Origin of the sequence: Paenibacillus sp. O199 (genome assembly GCF_001636635.1) — a bacterium.
Taxonomy (GTDB): domain Bacteria; phylum Bacillota; class Bacilli; order Paenibacillales; family Paenibacillaceae; genus Paenibacillus; species Paenibacillus marchantiae.
The window spans coordinates 2,075-2,332 of sequence record NZ_LGRP01000042.1; the positions used below are offsets into that span (position 1 = coordinate 2,075).

Here is a 258-nt window from a genome sequence, read left to right on the forward strand (position 1 = left end):
CGCACCGGAGATGGTATCCCCGGCTTTCTTTGCCAGGTCTCCCATGGCCTTCGCTACCTGCCCGGCCTTGTCCATGACCTTGTTGGCTACACCCATCACATTGTCAATAACTTTGCCTGCTTTGGACAGCAACTTCGAGCCCTTCACCGCGAACTTGGCTCCGGTCGCCGCCCAGCCCACAAACGGAATTGCAGCTGCAGCGGACAAGGCCGCATTCGTATAATCTCCTCGAGCGGCATAGATGCCCGCGTTCGCCAA

The 258-nt window shown here is 58.5% G+C and carries 1 protein-coding gene; it reads right to left on the minus strand.

Features of this window, described 5'->3' with window-relative positions; genetic code table 11:
• Positions 1-258, minus strand: a 258-nt coding sequence (locus A6049_RS33810) for a hypothetical protein (protein WP_205412055.1), incomplete at both ends; no start/stop codon positions are given.